This window comes from Ensifer sp. LC384 (assembly GCF_001695865.1).
Lineage (GTDB): Bacteria > Pseudomonadota > Alphaproteobacteria > Rhizobiales > Rhizobiaceae > Ensifer.
Window position 1 is genome coordinate 1 of the sequence record NZ_MBST01000073.1, and the last position, 323, is coordinate 323.

Below are 323 nucleotides of genomic sequence, written 5' to 3' on the forward strand. Positions count from 1 at the left end.
AGCGCGATCAGCTCGCCCGAGCGGATGTCGAGCGAGACGTCGTCGAGCGCCGGAAAGCGGCCGAATTCCTTGCGTATGTTCTGAACGCGGACTTCCATGACGATCCGGACCTTTCAATGCCTGCGGCTGGCGGCGATCTCGGCGCTGTAGCGAAGCTCGAGCGCCGTTTTCAAGACGAGGGTGACCAGCGCCAGCAGCGCCAGCAACGTCGCAACCGCAAAGGCGGCGACGAAGTTATATTCATTATAGAGGATTTCCACCTGCAACGGCATGGTGTTGGTCTGGCCGCGAATATGGCCGGAGACCACCGACACCGCACCGAA

General features: G+C 61.0%; 1 pseudogene. It reads right to left on the reverse strand.

Annotation, left to right across the window (positions count from 1 at the left end):
* Window positions 1-113: 113 nt before the first annotated feature.
* Window positions 114-323: pseudogene (gene cysW / locus BC363_RS30605) on the reverse strand (sulfate/thiosulfate ABC transporter permease CysW); the annotation flags it as partial.